This is a genomic window from Mesorhizobium sp. M1409 (assembly GCF_040317535.1).
GTDB lineage: Bacteria > Pseudomonadota > Alphaproteobacteria > Rhizobiales > Rhizobiaceae > Mesorhizobium.
The window spans coordinates 41,454-58,416 of the sequence record NZ_JAMYKV010000038.1 but is presented as its reverse complement, the minus strand read 5'-3'; the positions used below and the strand labels follow the sequence as shown (position 1 = coordinate 58,416).

Below are 16,963 nucleotides of genomic sequence, written 5' to 3'. Positions count from 1 at the left end.
CTTCTCCTATCGTTTTGCCGTTGCGAACGGGACTGCCCGCCGCCACGAGCCCAATCGGCTGTAGCGCGCCTCATCCGGATGCTCGAGATTCCATATGCGGTGATGCGCGAAATACCATGATGCCGCGAGCACGAAGGTCTCGGAGACGGCTGAACCCACCAGCGCCCACGGCGGAGACGCAATCGCCAGCAGGATCGCGATCAGCACCAGCCCGACGACCGCACCGCCCGTCGTGGTGAACGCGACGATCCGGAAATCGCCGAGTATCTCAAGCACGATGCGGGGCATGATGTAGAGCATGATCGGGACAAAATTCGCGATCACGAAAAATCCGATGAAGCCGACCGAGGCATCCTGGAGGGCCTGGGATTTTATTGTCGGCAGCACGAACATGATCGCGCACCCATAGACCAGGCCGCCGAGCCCCATGACGAGCGCCCAGATCTTTGCCTGCGCCCAAACACGGCCTGTTTCGTGGTTCCGTATCAGCCTGGCAAGATCCGGCTGCGTCATGTTTACGATAGCAAGGCTGATGATGCGCAGCGGCGCAAACAGCACCAGAACCGCCGCCAGCGGTGCGTAGGCGGCCGGCCCGGCAATGCCCGCGACCAGCAGCGCCAGACATTGACCCTGGATGTTGGTTGTGGTCGCGCTGAATGCCGACCAGCGCAGCTGGTGCCAGAGCCTGATATAACGTCGCCGCGTCGGCATACGGAAGCTGACGCGAAGTGTGCGCCGAGCCAGCCGAACCAGGACGAAAATGCCGAACACATTTGCCGCGGCAAGTGCGTAGAACACGATTTGCAGCGGGTCTTGGGCCAGCCAGATCGTCAGCCCGGTCAAGACGGTGCCAACGATCGTAAAAGCGACATCGCTGATGGAAACGACCACCTGCTGGCGACGCGCGAAGAAAGCCGTGCGCATATGGCTTCGCAGCGACCAGGCGCCGACGAAGCAACCGGCGGCAATCCCGCTTGGATCGCCAAGCAGATGCATCAAGATCGCCGTGCCGACGGCCATCAGCAACGCCACGATCAGCGCCGCCGTTCCGAAGGCGACATCATGGGCATCGACGCCGGCACTGTTGGTGCTTTTGCTCATCCATATGCTGGCGGGAACGGCGGTGAGCGACCTGATGTAGGACAAGCCGACGCCACCCATCACCATGGCGATGGCGAAGAGGCCGTAGCCTTGCGCCGACAGCATGTGCAACAGCGCGATGTTGAGGGCAAAGTGAAAGCCGCTCTGCATCGCCTCGCCGCCGATCATCAGCACCAGGCGTCGAACCAGATGGCTCGGGAACGCAAGCTTCACGGCCGTGTCTCCGCTTGGCGGGCGGCCCGCGCCCGTCCCGGCCGCGCCACGGTCATCTTCAGCTTGTCGGCGGCGATCGCCGTGATCGCGGCGGCCGCGACCGGCTCGGAGAAGATTGCCTCGTAGCGCGCGCGCCCGGCAGCGACAAAACCGCGCCAGGCCTTGGGCCGCAGGATGATCTCCTGCAATTTCACGGCAAGAGCTGCCGCGTCGCCGGGCGGAACATGCCAGCCGGTCTCGCCGTCGCTGACCACTTCCACCAGCCCGCCAATCGCCGACACCAGCGGCGGGCGGCCATAGGCCATCGCCTCGATGGCGACGCGCCCGAGTGATTCCGGACGCCGCGACGGCACAGTGACGATATCGGCCCAGCGGTAGTGCTCCGAAGGGTCAGACACGAAGGGCAAGACGCTGACGCGCCCGGAGAGACCCATGGTCTCGACCAGTTCGGCCAAAGCGCGCTCACGCTCGGTGCTTTCGAAGGCGCCGCCGACCAGCCGCACCTCGATCCTCGCCTGCAGCTCCGGCGGCATCGAGGCGATCGCCTCCAGCAGGACCTCCTGCCCCTTGATCCGGTTGATGCGGCCGAGCAGCAGCACCCGCAACGGACGCTTGCCGTCATAGGTCGTCGGTTCGACAGTCGCCGGCCCGGCAACGCCGTTGTAGACGACATGCGTGCGCGCGGCCTTGGGATCGCCGAACGCGGCGCGCGTCGCGCGCGAGTTGAAGATGAGATCCGCATGGCTCCAGTGCATCAGGCCAACGAGTATCCTGCGCATGGCGCCTTCGGGAATCTCGTGGATGTGCAGGACGGCCTTGTGGGGAAGAAGGCGCGCGGCCAGCGCATAGTCGGCCACGATCGAGGTGTTGACGTAAACGAGGTCGCAATCCCTGAGACGCCGCCACGCCCTGAAAACGGCAACCGGCAATCGCGCTATCTCGACCGTTGCAAGGCGCGCGATGGCCTGGCGCCTCAGCACCCAGAGCGGTTCGAAGACAATCCGGCTGGCATGGGCTTCCAAAATCTGCACGATAGGTCCGCCGCGCGGCAGAACCACCTCGATGTCGGCCGACGGAAACGCGGCGCGCAACGCAGCAACGCTCTCCGCGAAGCTGCGGTCGGAACCATAGAGTTCATAGCCCTGATGAACGCAGGCAATCCGCATCTTTGTATCCCGCCAGGTGCTACAACCATCGCGCTGGGCGATAATGTGCAGCGGCATTGCCGCAAGAATCATGCCGGATTCAGTAGGCCGACTACCGGCCGCACGACCTTGGCACTGCTTCGTTTCGATACAGCTACGCACAGAAGGGTTGACCGAGAATGAAACAACCACCGGGTTCAACACCGTTTTTTTACAACCCCGCGCGATGATCGCTGCCAAGAACGCTGAAACAGGGAGATGGCACGGAAGTTGCCACTTGCTTCTCCTGAATTCAGCAATCACTAATATATCCGAGATCACGTGAAAGTTCCGCCGCCCATGAAACCAGAGACGCCTGCCATTCTGATCCTGGGGACCCGCGGCATACCCGCGGCCCATGGCGGCTTTGAAACCTTTGCCGAAAGACTGGCGCTGTTTCTTGTCGGGCGAGGCTGGAAGGTCGCCGTCTATTGCCAGGATGAGGTCGAGCGGATCGACCGGCGGGTGCGCAGCGAAACCTGGCGCGGCATCGAGCTCATTCACATCCAGGTTGCCTCCAAAGGGCCGCGCGCGACACTGGAGTTCGACTGGCAATGCGTCCGCGACGCCGCCAGGCGACCGGGCGTATGCCTGGTGCTCGGCTACAACGGCGCGGTCTTCCTGACCTGGCTCAGGCTGAAGCGGCGCAAAATCTTCACCAACATGGACGGCATCGAGTGGCGTCGCCCCAAATGGGGTTTCGCGGCGCGCACCTGGTTCTGGCTCAATGAATGGATCGGCGCCTGGGCCTCGCATCGGCTGGTCGCCGATCATCCCGCGATCGCCGATCACCTGGCGACGCGCCGGCCACGCAGCGCCATCGCCACCATCGCCTATGGCGCCGATCCGGTGACATCGGCACCGGAGGCGCCGATCCGGGCGCTCGGCCTCGAGCCCGGGCGCTATCTGGTCTCGATCGCGCGCATCGAACCCGACAACAACATCCTGCCGATCGTCGAAGCCTTTTGCGCCGCCAAGCGCGACATGAAGCTGGTGGTGCTGGGAACGCTGTCCGACGACATCCCGTATCATGCCGCCATCCGCAAGGCGGCGAAAGGCTCGGTGGTCCTGCCGGGCGCCATTTACGACCAGGCAACGGTGAAAGCGTTGCGCTTCCACGCACGCGCCTATCTGCATGGCCACACGGTGGGCGGCACCAACCCGTCGCTGGTCGAAGCGCTGGCGGCCGGCAACATGGTGATCGCGCACGACAATCCCTATAATAGGTGGACCGCCGGTGCGGCGGCGATCTACTTCACCGACAAGGACAGTTGCGCCGAGCGGATGCGGCAGGCGCTGGACGATGACGAACTTGTCCGCAACTGCGGCAATGCGGCGAGGGCGCGCGCCCGCGAAGCCTTCCGCTGGGACGATGTCCTGACTGCCTATGAAAATGAAGCCTATCGGCTTCTCGGTGTCAGCCCCGCCGAAGCCCTCGCGACCAATCGCGCATCAGCCGGCACCGCATGACAGGTTGGTCGCGCCGGCGGGTGCTGCGGACGGCGCTGTCCACGGCGGCGGCCTTTGGCCCTCTCTCGATCGCACCGATCGCCCGCGCCACCGAACCGCGGTTTCGGCGCGGCGTCAACGCCTGGCCGTGGTTCTCGCTGACGCGCGAATTTCCCGCACCCCGTACCGACTATGACTGGCCTCCCTTCCAGTCGCAGCGGCCGGTACCGACCCCAGACGATCTTGGTCGGCTGCGCCAGACCGGGCTCGATTTCATCCGTCTGCCCGTCGATCCCGGTCCTTTCCTGGCCGCCGACGCCAAGACGCGCGGTCAGTTGCTGGACATGGTGGACGCGGCCGTCACCGCCACGCTCGACGCCGGCCTTGGCATCATCGTCAACATCCAGGCCAATGGCGCCACCCATTACTGGAACCCCGATCGCATGGTCTCCAGCACCGCCGCGCCCGCCTTCGATCTCTATCGCGGGCTGGTCGGCGAGCTTGCCGGCAGGTTGGAGCGGTTCCAGCCCGGCAGGATAGCGCTGGAACCGGTCAACGAGCCGGCGCAGGCCTGCGCATCAAATGTCTGGTCGCAAATCCAGCTTGCGCTTCTGACAGCGGCAAGGGCGTCGGCCGCAACCCTGCCGCTGGTCGTCACCGGAGGCTGCGGCTCAATGGTGAGCGGATTGACCGCGCTCGATCCGGCGCCGCTCTCGCCGTTCGAGCCGATCCTGTTCACCTTCCACTTCTACGAGCCCTACCTGTTCAGCCATCAGGGCGCGCCGTGGATGCGCGAGCCCGTCTACCGGTCGCTCAACAATGTGCCATGGCCGGCATCCGCCGGCTCGTTGGAACAGACGCTGGCGTCGGTCAGGGCGCGCATGGCGCAGGACACCGAAACCCCTGAAGACGCAAAGCAGGCCGCTTATGCCGAAACCGAGCGCGTGCTGAAAGTCTATTTCGACGCCCGGCCCGATCGCTGGTTTGTCGACAAGTATCTTGGCGAGGTTCGCGCCTGGGCCGACATCCACGGCCTTGCGCCGGAACGCATCGTCATGGGCGAGTTCGGCGCGCTGCGCACCGACGCGCGCTATGTCGCCGCGCCCAATCCGGATCGCGCCCGCTACATCGCCGACGTCAGGCGGAGCGCCGAGGCGTTCGGCTTCCCCTGGGCGTTCTGGGATCTCTTCGACGGCATGGGTATGATGGACGACACCACGCGGGCGTTGGACCCTGATATCATCGCGGCGCTTGGCCTGGCCATGCCGGCGGACTGACCGGTCTCAACACCGCCCGCGCCGGCCGGTACAGCACCAGAGCCAGCACCACGAACTTGGTCAGCAGCGTCGTCTTCGAAGCGACGCTTTCGGAGGTGTTGATCAGGATGATCCAGCTCAGCATCGGCAACCAGATGCCGGAATGGCAGCGGCGCGCCACCTCAAACAAGAACAGCACGAAGCCGAATGTCAGCAAAAGGGTGAAGAAGGCGCCCTGATAGACAATCGTGCGGATGATCGGGTTCTCGATGCCCTGTTCGAGACCGTTGATACGGCGCAGGCTGTCGATCAGATCGACATCCGGCCCCACGATCAGATCGCGCACCTCCAGGTACTTGAAGAGCTCGAACATCTCGACGCGGGCATTGGCGCTGCCGCTGTCCGACACGAAGCGCTCCAGCAGTGCGTCGAAGAAGCCGTAGGACGCCGCCACGGCGATGACGACCGGCAGCAGCGCGGCAAGCATGAAGCCGAGCGCCGCACCCAGCAGGTTGACCCGTCCCCGGCGCAATTTGGTGATGCCCTGAGAAAGCAGATAGCAGCCGCCGAGCACGATCGTCGTCACCATCGCCGAGCGACCGCCGAAGGCGACGAGTGCCGCCAATTGCAGGCCGATCAACCCAATGCGCACAGGCGTCGACAAGGATCTGGCGCCAGAGAACAGCGCGAGCACATAGATCGCTGTCACCATGGCATTGGCAAGCGGATGCCCCTGCAACGCGCTTGAGCGCAGATCGGTGGTAAACGCCACGCCGTCGAGGCGATAGGGGAAAATCAACGTCTTGGTGGCGAACTCGAAAAGGGCAAGCAATGCATTCGCAGTCATGACCACGTGAACGACGGTCTGCAGCCCGGCGAATGTTCGTTCGTCGTCCTCGCTGAGCATCAGCACCAGAAGTGCCGCGGCCATGAACGTATCGATCATGCCGGCCATGCCGGGACGCTGCCTGGCGATGACGACGAACAGGAGCACGATCGAGATGGCGGCCATCGGCGCGCTGGCCGGCCGCCTGTCGGCGACATGGACGATATAGCCGACCGGATTGCCAAATGTGCAGGAGCGCCAGGCAAGCAAGAGCACGATGAGATAGGTGGACGGGTGGATCTTGGTCGCCGGGTTGCCGAACAGGCCGTCGTAATTGTAGCCCACCAGCCACAGCATGCCGCCCGAGACGCTGAACAGAATCGCCACCGCCGCGATCAATCCGAAGCGCGTCAGCGCATCGACCGACGTGACGGCGCGGGGTGCGGCGGCACCATGGTTCGAAGCGCTTCCGCTCCAACTGGTGGCCCAAGGGGTGGCCATGTCAGGCCGCCTCGTCGACCAGCAAGGCGGCTGTTGGCAACCGCCCCATGACGGAAACAGCCTGCGACGTCGCGGTAACGTCGCGTATCGGCGTGGCGTTCAGCGTGGCGACGAGCACAATCTCGTCGACCATGGCAACCAGCGGCGAGGCATTGAGATTGTCAGCCAGCGCGCCGCCATCGATGACGACGAGTTCGAAGCTCCGGCTGGCGTGGGCCAGCATTTGCTGCGCGTAGTAGATGCCATGCGCTTCTTGGAAGACCGCCTTTGAGCGGCCCGTACCGAGCACCGCAACGTTGCTGCCGGCCGCGTAGTGGCTGACGGCCTCGAACGCATACTCGCCGCGCAGCACGTCGAGGATTCCCGGCTGGGCGTCCTTCTGGCCACCACCGCTGGCATTGGCATCGATGAAAAGGACACGGCTGCCCCTGGATGCTGCTGTATTGGCCAGCAAGCGTGCCACCCGGCTGCGCTGCGCGCCCTCGCCCGGCGACGATGTCACCAGGATGGATGGCACCAGCGGCCAATCCGGCGGACGCTGGCCCGAACTGAACATGCGCCTCAGCGCAAGGCCGACGACGGCATCGGTCTTCTGGCTGGAGGCGGCGGCCGCACTCCCGCCGAACGGCCACCAGCGGCGGACAGTGCCTGACTTTGCCGGCACCACGCCCAGCACCGGCGCCTCGATGGCCGACTGCATCTGGGCGCTGGAAAGCACCGTCGGCGAGGAATATTCGGCGATCAGCGCCAGACCGGTGCCGAGCCCCAGGCCGCCGAAGATCGCGCCGAACAACAGTAACGAAAACGGCGGCCAGCTCTTCTTCAGGGCCGGCATGGCGTTGGAGATGATGCGCGCATTGGTGCTGTCGACATTGATCTGCTCGCGCGTCTCCTGGGCACGCTGGAGATAGTTCGCGTAGACGGAGCGCACCGCCTCGAGATCGCGCTGCAGTTCGCGCAGCCGCACGGAGGCCTGGTCGGTGTCGAGCGACTTGCTCTTCATACCGGCGACCTTGGCTTCCAGCGCCTGCTGGTTGGCGAGCGCCCGCTCGTAGTCGGTCTCGGTGGCGGTGGCGATGCGGCCGAGCTCGCGCGCGATGAGCTGGCGCGTGTCGCGCAGCTGCTGCTGGGCCGCGATCAGCGACGGATGACGCGGCCCCAGTTCCGTGCCGAGCTGCGAGACCTGGTCAACGAGCGTCGCCTCCTGTGCCCGCAGGCTTGAAATCACCGCGGAGCGCATCGCTTCCGAGGTTGCATCCGCCGTGCCGCTCTTGCGGCGCATCTGGTCGACCTGCGCCTTCAGCGCCGCCGTGCGGCTCTGCGCCGCCGAAAGCTGCGTGTTGATCTCGGTCAGCTCTTGGTCGCTGACCAGATTGCCTGCCGCCATCACCATATTGTTGGCCGACTTGTAGGCCTCGACGGCGTTTTCGGCTTGCTGGACGCGTTTGCGCTGCTCGTCCAGCCGCGCGGTGATGGATTCGGAAGCGTCCTTGGCCATCTTCGCGCGCGCACTCGCCTGGTCGACCAGATAGGCCTGCGCGATGGCGTTGGCCAGAAGGGCGGCCTTGTCGGCGCTCTTGGCGGTGACGATGACGTCGAGGACCAGGACCTTGTCGGCCCGCTTCACCGCCAGGCGTCGGCGCAGCGCGTCGAGCGTCTGCCCCGACCTGTCGCCTTCGGCCGATCCCGAACCGAGCAGGCGCGACAGCAAGCCCTGCCCGTTGAATTCGGGATCCTGCGTCAGGTTTGTCGCCGCGATCGCCCGCATCAGCACGCCTGTCGACTGGACCACGCTGACCTGGCTCTCGACCTGCGTGATGCCGCCGTCGGGTGAGATACGGCTCGGATTGACGTCGTTGGTGACCACCTGAAGGTCTTGCGGATCGATGAGGATTTCCGCCGCCGAGCTGTAGAGCGCGGGCGTGAAAAGACCGTAGAGCAAGGTGACCAGCGTCAGCAGCGCGACGGTGCCGAAGATCCAGAACCGGCGGCGCACCAGGATGCGCTTCAGATCGCCCAGTTCGACAGTCGAAGCCGCGTATGATCCCGCATCCGGAGAGTGTTGCTGAGCAACCATTGGCAGGGATGATTGCATGGCTGCCTCCGACAATATTCCATATGCCGGCAAGATCAGATTGCGGCACTAACCTAGCTATTCCTCCAACTGTTAAAAGATTGTTAATTATGTTGAGAGGTCATGTGAATTTTGGCACGCGGTTTGCTTAAAAATATACATACCGAAGTGCTGGGTGCGCGGCGAGCGGAGACGTATGCGGATGGGGCTACAATTTGACCGGATCGGCCTGGTCGGCAGGGGCCGGATACCGCCTTTTCGGGTCTCCAACATGCGGATAAGCCTGCGCCTGGACGGCGACTGCGTCCGCGCTTTTCATGTCGCGCTGCTGGAACGCCTCGCAGCACTTGATGATGTCGAGCTGTCCGTCGACGCTAGGTCCGCGGGCGGCGGCATCCCGCGCAGCGCCGCGGCCCTGTTTCAACTCGAAACGGCGATACACGGCCTGTCCGATGATGGGCTGGCGAAGCGTGTGCCGCTTTCAGCACTCGCTCCTTACCGGACGCAGTCGCCCGCTTCGCCCGACCTGGTGGTCGACCTCTGCGGCGATGTCGAGCTGGAAGGGACGCGGGTCTGGCGTATTACCTATGATCGCGCCAGCGGCGAAGCGGCCTTGCTGGCCTTGATCCTCGCCGGCCGGACGCCGCTTGCCCGCATCGAGGAAAGCGGTGTTGCGATCGCCGCCGGGCGCCTGGGCACCGAATATGGCGGCATCGCGCTCGCTTCCTTCCAGGACATGCTGGCGCGCACGGCCAGCCTGATCGTCGCGGCGATGACCGGCTCGGCCAGATCCGTGCCTGATCTGCCCGAGCCGGCGCAACCCACTGCCCCGCCAATGCCCTCGGCCGGCAAGCTTGGCGTAAGAGCCGGCAAGGCGCTGGCGCGGCGCATCGTCCAGAAGATCTACCACCTTTGCTACAACGCGCCGCACTGGAAGGTCGGCTGGCGGCAAACCAACGGCCGCGATCTGTTCGACCTGCGCGAGCATCCGGCATCGGGCTGGCAAGAGCTGCCGGACGACGGCAGCCGCTTCTACGCCGACCCGTTCCCGATCGCTTACCAAGGCCAGCTAACCCTGTTCGTCGAGGACTATATCCATCGGCTGGGCCGCGCCATCATCTCCGCCGTGCCCTTCGGCCCGGCCGGCCCGCTCGGCTGCCCCGAGCCGGTGCTGGATCTGCCCTACCATCTCTCCTACCCCTTCGTCTTCGAGCGTGACGGCGAGGTCTGGATGGTCCCGGAAAGCTGCGCCAACGGCACGGTCGATCTCTACCGGGCCACCGCCTTTCCCGGCGGATGGGTCAAGGAGGCGACGCTTCTATCCGGCGTCGTCGCCAGCGACGCCACGCTGGTCGAGCATGGCGGCGCCTGGTGGCTGTTCGCCACCATCCGCGACGGCGGAGGAGCCTTCTCAGACGCGCTGCATCTATGGTCGGCGCCGGATTTTCGCGGCCCCTGGACGCCGCACCCGAACAATCCCGTGCTGATCGATATCGCCTCGGCGCGGCCGGCCGGCCGCATGGTCAAGCGCGGCGACGACCTGCTGCGCCCGGTGCAGGACTGCCGCGGGAGCTATGGCGCGGCTCTCGGCATCGCTCGCATTTCTCACCTTGATTTGATCGGCATGGAGCAGGTCGTTGAAACCATCTTAAATCCAGGTGCGCTATGGAGTGGGCGCAAACTTCACACACTCAACGAGGCGGGCGGGTTTGAATTCATCGATGGCTCGGCGATCGCACCGCGCTGGAAACGACGGGTCCGCGATTAACCTAAACATTGTTTCTGCCAGACACGCGTTCCGGTTGCTTGAGGTTGAATTGGGTCCGGCGGATATCTGGAAGTTGCTATCAGAAAGGGCAGCGAAATGAGTATTGCAGAGGCTGGCCAAACCGAAGTCGAAGTGGCGATCGTTGGCGCCGGACTGGCCGGCACCACCTTGGCAACCGTGCTGGGCAAGGCCGGGCGCAAGGTGGCGTTGATCGATCCGCACCGCGTCCATCACGACGAGTTCCGGGCCGAGAAAACCCGCTTCGAACAGATGCAATTATTCGACAAGATCGGCCTCGGTCCCGTCATCAGGCCCCTCGTCACTCCGACGACCGACATCCAAGTCTTCCGCTTCGGACAGTTCTTCAAGCGCAAGCAGGACTCGGAGTTCGGATTCTCCTACGGCCCGCTGGTAAATGGCCTGCGCGAGGCCCTGCCGCCGGAAGTGCCGCTGACGGTCGGCAAGGTCGCCGAGGTCTCAACTGGGCTGGACCGGCAGCGCCTTGTGCTCACCAACGGCACCGTCATTGACGCCAGGCTGCTGGTTGTGGCCACCGGCTACAGCGAAGCGGTGCGGCGCGCCATCGGGGTGGAGCGCGTTGAGCAGTCGAAGGCGCATTCGCTGTCGATCGGATTCGACCTGGCGACCTCGCCGCAGGAATTCGGTTCTCGTTCCCTCACCTTCTACCCCAGGCGCATTGGGCACCGCATTGCCTTTCTTACCGTCTTCCGGATCGGCAATCGGATGCGGGCAAACATGTTTGTCTACCGGACCGTTGCCGAGGCGTGGACGCAGGCGTTTCGCGCGGACCCGCAACAAATGCTTCTGCAACTGATGCCCGAGATATCAGCGCAATGCGGCAACTTCGCCGTCGCCAGCCCGGTCGAATTGAGACAGGTCAGCCTGACGACCACCAGTGGCCACCGCCGGAGCGGCGTCGTCTTCATAGGCGACGCGTTCTCCACGACATGCCCAGCGCAAGGTGACGGCATCCGCCGGGTGGCTACCGATGTCGATCGCCTGTCGACCCACATCCCCGCTTGGCTGGAAACGCCTGGCATGGGCGTCGACAAGATCTGTGCCTTCTACGACGACCCGATCAAGATCGCCGCCGACGCTACCGCCATGCGCTCCAGCCTCTACGCCAAGGCAATCACCACCGAGACCGGATTGGAATGGCGTATCCGCCGGCTGCGCAACAACACCGCCCGTCGCCTGATTATAGTCGGCCGCAAGATCAGACACTTTTCGCCGAGGCGGACGCTCGAGCCTATTCCGGAGAAACGAGCCTAGACGTCCGCCCTCCGCTCGACAGTATCTAGAAAGGCGTTGGCGCTTCGACATCTTCGATAAACTGAAGAAACAGTGCTGCCCCTCCCTGACTGGAAAACCTGTCAGTGAGCGGTGGGCTGAAACAGCACCCATCACGTTTCCGGAACTCCCCCACGTGACGCGCGTCCACCATTTGGACGGCATCCAATAACTCGACAGCATCCAGCAGGAGTCAGCGCCAGGCGGCCTCATTCTTTTGTTCGTAGTCACTGAAGGCCTTTTTCAGGCCGCCGAGGACTTCTGCCGCGGTTTCGAACATCGCCTTGAACTTGGGCTCGTCCACCTTGCCGATGTCCTCGCGAAGATGATCTATGGTGTCCTGCAGGCGTGCCTGCATCTTCTGGGTATGGTGCAGTGGATCGCGGTCGGCTTCGCTGGCCATGACTCTCTCCTTCGTTCTGCTGAATCCACCCGCCGAGTCCGATCGGCGAATTGCCATTTCAACGAACAAGGCTGAAGTCCGTTCCCGACATCGACACCCGAGGCCCGCTTCGAGGGCGTCATGCAACTGAGGCTCGTCGTACGTCGTCGCGAGCCGGCCTCGAAACTCTTCTCCTCGATGTGCATGTGATAGGTGTCGAGATGGATGAAGATGTTGTCGGCGCCGCCGGACCGCGCAATCACAAGGTTTGCAGCCCCAAGATATTCATCAGCTCTGGGCTCTTTGTGCGTGCGTCGCTGCGCTGATGTCGCCGCCGACGATGGCCGACGAATTCGTTCATGTCGGTTTTGGCTGTGACAAGCTTGCCGAGCCAACGGATTCCCGCATCAAAACCTTACAAGGCTCGAGCCGCGCGATCGGCGGCCCCTCCCCACCTCCGATCCTGGCAAACAAGGCCTCCATGGCGTGGCCGGCGATCTGGCGCACCGGCTGCACCACGGCGGCGATGGCCGGCCATGTCACCTGCATCCATTCGGCGTCATCGAAGCCGACCAGCGAAATGTCGTTGGGGCAGTGCCAGCCGCGCCGGCGGAATTCGGAGAGCGCCACCAGCGTACCCTTGAGGAACAGCGAGTAGACCGCTGTCGGCCGCTCTCCCTTTGCAAAATAGTCGCGCAACTGCGCCCTGAGCGGTTCGACATCGGTTTCGGCAAGCACGACGTCGATGCGCACATCCGGCACCAGCGCCCGTGCGGTGGCGCGAAAGCCCTCGAGGCGGGCGCGCATCGTGGCCGCCTGTTCGCCGAGGCCGACCACCAGGATGTGGCGGTGGCCCTTGCCGATCAGTTCGCGCGCCACCTCGGCGCTCGCGGAAGCACTGTCGGCCGATACGGTGTCGAAGGCGTCGTCGGACAGCACGCGGTCGATCAGCACGCCGGTCATGCCGTTGGCCTTCATGAACGCGGCCGCCGGGCCATGCTCGTTGCGCACCGGCGCCAGCACGACACCGGCAACACGCCAGTCATGCATGCGCGACAGGATCTCCTTTTCGCGTGCCTCGGATTCACGGCTCGATGCCGCCACCAGCGTGTAGCCGCGCTGCTCGGCGAGGCTTTCGAGCTGGGTGATCATCTGGCCGAAGAACTCGCTTTCGAACTCGGGCATGATGGCGCCGATGATGCGGCGCTTGGCCCGGCGCATGTCGGAAGCCAGCGGATCGATGCGGTAGCCCAACAGCTCGACGGCGTCGAGGACGCGCTGCGCGTTCTCGGGCTTCACCGTGGTGACGCCGGCCATGACCTTGGAGACTGTGGCGGCCGACACGCCGGCACGGCTTGCCACGTCGTGGATCGACGGACGCCGCTGCTGGGCCTGCCTATGCGCCATTGGTCCTCCTCCCGAGGCGCGGACGTCAGTATTCTTGTCCGCCACCGATGTGAGTAAATCGATTTTTCGTGGTTGTAAATCGTTTAATCCGAGGTAATTAATGCCCCGAGAAAGCGTGATGCGGATCGCGCCGGGAGGAATCATCATGTCGAACAATGCCTTGCCGCTGGTCATCAGCGCGCCGGAGCCACGCACGCTCGACCTCATCTTCACACCGCCGCAACTGGCGCGTCTCAAGTCAAAATACCGTGTCGTCGAGACCACCGCCGACGGCGTTGCAAAACTGCCGGCCGATGTGCTGGGAGAGGCCCGCTACATCGTCGGCCAGCCGCCGATCTCGCCGCGGACGCTGGAAGCGATGAAAGCGCTGCGCTGCGTCTTCAATGTCGAGACCAATTTGATCAACAACATGCCCTACGAAACGCTGTTTCAACGCGGCATCCATGTCGTCACCACCGGCCTCGTCTTTGCCGAACCGGTGGCCGAGCTTGGCCTGGCCATGGCGCTCAACCTCGCCCGTAACATCGTCGATGCCGACCTCGCCTTCCGGAACGGCAAGGAGTTGTGGGGCGGCGATGGCAACCAGACGGCGCGGCTCTTGTCCGGCGCCGATGTCGGCATCATCGGCTTCGGCGATCTCGGCCGCGCGCTGAACCGGCTGCTGTCGGGCTTCCGCACCCGCACCAAAGTCTTCGATCCCTGGCTGCCGCCATCGATCCTCATCGACAATGGCGTCGAGCCGGCGTCGCTCGGCGATGTGCTGTCGACCAGCGATTTCGTCTTCGTCGTCGCCTCGGTGACCAGCGAGAACCAGGGCTTTCTCGGCACCGAGGCCTTCGCCAGCATGCGCAAGGGCGCCGCCTTCATCCTGCTCAGCCGCGCCGGCGTCGTCGATTTTCCGGCGCTGATGGCGGCGGTGAAGAGCGGCCATATCGTCGCCGCCAGCGACGTCTTCCCGGAAGAACCGCTGGCGCCGGATCACCCGGTGCGCGCCCTGCCCGGCTTCCTGCGCTCGGCCCACCGCGCCGGCGCGCTCGACATCGCCTTCAAGCGCATGGGCGACATGGTCCTGGAGGACATGGACCTGATCGACCGCGGCCTGCCGCCGCTGCGCTCCAAGCGCGCCGAGCGCGAGACGGTGTCGCGCATGCGCTCCAAGCCGGCCGACAGGAACTGAGCCAGGTTTTCGGCGCTGGCGGCTGGGGACATGCCTGCCCGCCTCGCCCACCCTTGACGTCTTGACAAGAAGGAGGCCGGCGACGACGCTGCCGCGATCGAACTTTGCGGAGGGAAGCCATGAAGAAGACCTATGAAAAGCCGGTGCTGGTCAAACGGCAGAAGCTGTCGGCCATGACGGCGCAGCAAATCCCGTCATCGGGGTCGGCGGACTGACGCCGACCAGAGCGGTCCCGCGACGAACTTCAGCGCCAGAGCGCGACTCCAGGGCCATGCCGGCGCTGGAACCTTTGCGCGGCGTTTGCGTGTTTCACCCGGATCGTTTCTCATTCGATCCGGAATTCCTCCAATCAAATACCCCATCAGGCTCCGGCCGGCGGGGTTTTTCATTACGCACGGCCAGTCGCATCATGTGTCCGTGGCCTCGTCCTTGACCGGATCCCGGCCGGTCCGAAATATCCGCCTGAGGATGTCGCGCGCTATCTCGGCCCGATGCTTGTCCTGGCCTTGCAACTCGGCGCCGCCCAGCCTTGCCGGAGCGCCGCTCTTGTAGTCCCACACCATCCAGCTGCCAGAGGTTTCCTGCAGGCACTCAAATCTGTCTCTTGGCATCAGACGAGTCTGTCTCTCGGCATCAAGCGTCCTCGTTCACATGGGCCCGGCGATCGAGGCACCTTTATCGCTGGCCGACGCAGGGTCAGGTTGGGCGGGGGGCCGGATCCCGCGTCGGCCAAGGCGCTCCTGAGATCCGCCGCGCTGGAAACCTAGCGAGTTACCGCCAGGCGAACAATTGCGCGGGTCTCTGGGTACGCTTTCGGACAGTTTGCGAAACCATACCCTGCCGAGACAATTGCTTCAGGTGGCGGTGGAGCATCGCGCTTCCCTCAAGCTGATGGTGCTGATCACTCCGCCAATTCGTCGCCACGCCCTCCAGGGAAAAGATGCAAGCAAGCAGCGGTTCTCAAGCAGCGTTTCTAATGACTCGCTAACCGATTGTCGGAAGCGTACAGTGTTTCTGTCGCTGGCCACTGAACGGGCGCTGGCGCTTGAGAGTGTCGATCGTACTCCCGCCCTGCGGGAGTTACACTTTGAACTGCGAAATTCCAAAATCGACTGCCACTGACCAGGCACCGGCTTGTGAGACCTCCTCTCAGTCAAGATTCCGAAATGAATTGCTGCGGAGGATGACCGCCGAGGACCTTGCGCTGCTTGAGCCGAGTTTGCACCGGGTAGCCCTGCCGCTGAGAATGTCCCTCGTGACACCCGACGTGCCTATTGAAGCCGTTTATTTCATAGAGCGCGGAATTGCGTCGGTCGTCGCGCGCACGTCCAGCGGACGCGAGGCCGAGATCGGGTTCATCGGCTTTGAGGGGATGGCTGGGTATTCGCTGGTGATGGCCGACGACCGCGCACCGCAAGCCTGCTTCGTGCAACTCGAAGGCGAAGCAATGCGCATTGACGCAGGCAGCTTCAATGCGGCTTTAACGACCAGTCCCACGTTGCGATTGTTCCTGTTGCGCTTCGTCAATTCTTTACAGACCCAGACCGGATGTACTGCGCTTGTCAACGCGCGGCTGAAGTTGGCGGACCGCCTGGCTCGGTGGCTGCTGATGTGCGATGACCGCGTGGTGGGGGTGCGATTTTCCATCACCCACGAGTTCCTCGCCACGATGCTGGGCGTAAGACGGCCAGGCGTCACCATCGCCCTTCAAGAATTGGAAGGTCTTGCTCTGATCCGGTCGCGCCGGGGTGAGGTCGTCATACTGGACCGCCCTGGACTGATTGCGCTGGCCAATGGCGGATATGGGGAGCCGGAAACTGAATATATCAGGCTTTTGGGAGAGACTGGTTCGGGGGACTGAAGACCGAGACAGAGCCCGTTGCCCTTGGTCGGCCTAACCCGTTTCGTGGCCGGCGCCCCCCTCGCGGCTATGCGCATGCGCTCAATGACAAATGAGATCGGACCGGGATGATATTTTTTCCGTCCTGGACGACTTGTCGCCGGAACATTTCCTCTCGGCCGGCATTTTGAGTGCCACCGAAAGGGGAGAACTTCCTTGACCCGACTGCCTCAGGATAAAGACCGGATCGAACGTGCCACCCGCGAGGCGCAATCGATCATCGCCATCGAGCGCCAGGCGCGTGAGGCAAAGACGGCGCGGCTGCGAGAACTGCGGCTTTCCTCGGAGGCGCCGGCTTCGACCGGAGCGGCAAAGCGCAAGCCCGGCGCGCGAAAGACGACACGCAAAACGATCGACGTGAGGTGAGCTTGTCTCAACGTATTCGAACACCCCTCGCTTCGTGGACCACCCTGA

At 64.0% G+C, this 16,963-nt stretch carries 14 protein-coding genes; 7 read left to right on the top strand and 7 right to left on the bottom strand.

All coding sequences use genetic code 11. The features are described 5' to 3' along the window. Window positions 1-6: 6 nt before the first annotated feature. Window positions 7-1,314 carry a lipopolysaccharide biosynthesis protein gene (locus NKG99_RS25080; RefSeq protein ID WP_352871486.1) on the bottom strand — a complete coding sequence of 436 codons (1,308 nt, stop codon included), beginning with the start codon at window positions 1,312-1,314 and terminating at the stop codon, window positions 7-9. After that, window positions 1,311-2,480, bottom strand: a complete 1,170-nt coding sequence (locus NKG99_RS25075; RefSeq protein WP_352871485.1) for a glycosyltransferase — start codon at window positions 2,478-2,480, stop codon at window positions 1,311-1,313. The genes NKG99_RS25080 and NKG99_RS25075 overlap by 4 nt, the downstream gene beginning before the upstream one ends. A gap of 318 nt (window positions 2,481-2,798) precedes the next feature. On the opposite strand from NKG99_RS25075, the gene NKG99_RS25070 reads away from it, so the two are divergent. Further along, window positions 2,799-3,968 (top strand): DUF1972 domain-containing protein, encoded by a 1,170-nt coding sequence (locus NKG99_RS25070; RefSeq protein ID WP_352871483.1) that lies wholly within the window; start codon window positions 2,799-2,801, stop codon window positions 3,966-3,968. Further along, window positions 3,965-5,224, top strand: a complete 1,260-nt coding sequence (locus NKG99_RS25065; protein ID WP_352871481.1) for a glycoside hydrolase family 5 protein — start codon at window positions 3,965-3,967, stop codon at window positions 5,222-5,224. Before NKG99_RS25070 ends, NKG99_RS25065 begins: the two co-directional genes overlap by 4 nt. On the opposite strand, the gene NKG99_RS25060 is transcribed toward NKG99_RS25065, so the two are convergent. Next, window positions 5,187-6,530, bottom strand: a complete 1,344-nt coding sequence (locus tag NKG99_RS25060) for a VpsF family polysaccharide biosynthesis protein (protein WP_352871480.1) — start codon at window positions 6,528-6,530, stop codon at window positions 5,187-5,189. The two genes, NKG99_RS25065 and NKG99_RS25060, sit on opposite strands and share 38 nt — an antisense overlap. 1 nt (window position 6,531) lies before the next feature. Continuing rightward, window positions 6,532-8,625, bottom strand: a complete 2,094-nt coding sequence (locus NKG99_RS25055; RefSeq protein ID WP_352871478.1) for a GumC family protein — start codon at window positions 8,623-8,625, stop codon at window positions 6,532-6,534. 250 nt (window positions 8,626-8,875) lie between these two features. Between NKG99_RS25055 and NKG99_RS25050 the strand changes: the two genes are divergently transcribed. Both NKG99_RS25050 and NKG99_RS25045 read left to right on the top strand, forming a co-directional pair. Continuing rightward, a complete protein-coding gene (locus NKG99_RS25050; RefSeq protein ID WP_352871513.1) occupies window positions 8,876-10,372 on the top strand; it encodes a glucosamine inositolphosphorylceramide transferase family protein in 1,497 nt (498 codons plus the stop codon). Between the two features lie 96 nt (window positions 10,373-10,468). Continuing rightward, complete coding sequence (locus NKG99_RS25045) at window positions 10,469-11,665, top strand: FAD-dependent oxidoreductase (RefSeq protein WP_352871475.1); 1,197 nt, start codon at window positions 10,469-10,471, stop codon at window positions 11,663-11,665. 211 nt (window positions 11,666-11,876) lie between these two features. Here the strand turns inward: NKG99_RS25045 and NKG99_RS25040 are convergent, their stop codons facing one another. Both NKG99_RS25040 and NKG99_RS25035 read right to left on the bottom strand, forming a co-directional pair. Continuing rightward, window positions 11,877-12,086, bottom strand: a complete 210-nt coding sequence (locus tag NKG99_RS25040) for a hypothetical protein (protein ID WP_352608685.1) — start codon at window positions 12,084-12,086, stop codon at window positions 11,877-11,879. A gap of 336 nt (window positions 12,087-12,422) precedes the next feature. After that, window positions 12,423-13,472 (bottom strand): LacI family DNA-binding transcriptional regulator, encoded by a 1,050-nt coding sequence (locus tag NKG99_RS25035; protein ID WP_352871474.1) that lies wholly within the window; start codon window positions 13,470-13,472, stop codon window positions 12,423-12,425. Between the two features lie 145 nt (window positions 13,473-13,617). Between NKG99_RS25035 and NKG99_RS25030 the strand changes: the two genes are divergently transcribed. Beyond that, window positions 13,618-14,649, top strand: a complete 1,032-nt coding sequence (locus tag NKG99_RS25030; RefSeq protein ID WP_352871472.1) for a hydroxyacid dehydrogenase — start codon at window positions 13,618-13,620, stop codon at window positions 14,647-14,649. A 407-nt stretch (window positions 14,650-15,056) separates the two neighbouring features. On the opposite strand, the gene NKG99_RS25020 is transcribed toward NKG99_RS25030, so the two are convergent. Beyond that, a complete protein-coding gene (locus tag NKG99_RS25020; protein ID WP_352871469.1) occupies window positions 15,057-15,260 on the bottom strand; it encodes a hypothetical protein in 204 nt (67 codons plus the stop codon). Between the two features lie 572 nt (window positions 15,261-15,832). Here NKG99_RS25020 and NKG99_RS25015 point away from each other — a divergent pair. Together NKG99_RS25015 and NKG99_RS25010 are read left to right on the top strand one after the other, a co-directional pair. Continuing rightward, complete coding sequence (locus NKG99_RS25015; protein ID WP_352871467.1) at window positions 15,833-16,510, top strand: Crp/Fnr family transcriptional regulator; 678 nt, start codon at window positions 15,833-15,835, stop codon at window positions 16,508-16,510. A 195-nt stretch (window positions 16,511-16,705) separates the two neighbouring features. After that, complete coding sequence (locus tag NKG99_RS25010) at window positions 16,706-16,915, top strand: hypothetical protein (protein ID WP_352871465.1); 210 nt, start codon at window positions 16,706-16,708, stop codon at window positions 16,913-16,915. The last annotated feature ends 48 nt before the right edge of the window (window positions 16,916-16,963 follow it).